Annotated in this window: 1 protein-coding gene; it reads right to left on the bottom strand. The window is 65.1% G+C overall.

Annotated features, from left to right (window positions below; genetic code table 11):
* A partial coding sequence (locus tag AWU74_RS12125) for a hypothetical protein (protein ID WP_187150958.1) occupies positions 1–496 on the bottom strand: 496 nt, incomplete at both ends.

The following is a 496-nucleotide window of genomic DNA, read 5'->3' as shown; positions in this document are numbered from 1 at the left end:
AATGCGGGAGTATGCGTCAAGTTCGCCGACGCATTCCGCCATGAACGGCGACAGCTTTTGGCGGTATACGGGTATATACGCCGCCTCGTGCAGGAAACCGGTCGGCAGGTCTTTCGTCTGCAGCACCGGGGACGCCGGAGCGTAGCGTCCCGTCGGGAGCGGCCGTCGCGAAAGGCTGAGTCTAATGCTCATAGGGTAGCGTTCACGGTACCGCGCCTTGAACAGCGCGGCGAGTTCCTCCGGACAGCGCTTGGCAACCGCGCTCTGCGCTCCCCCCGCAAACGAGGTCAGCAGGTACGCAAAATCGGGCGGCAGCAGCTCGCGGTCGGAGGCGATCTGGCTCAGCGCAAAGCGGAGGTAGAACGGCATGTCGGCGCCGCGGATAAGCGGCGGCACCGGGAGCCGATACAGCCGCTCCGTCGTATTCAGCGCGATAACCTGCACCAGCCTCGCCGCCGCCTTGCGGAATGAGGGGAAGCGTTGCCCGTAACACGCC

It is taken from the genome of Treponema endosymbiont of Eucomonympha sp., from assembly GCF_001028545.1.
Note: the sequence above shows the minus strand (reverse complement) of the source record. Positions and strands in the feature narration are given on the sequence as shown.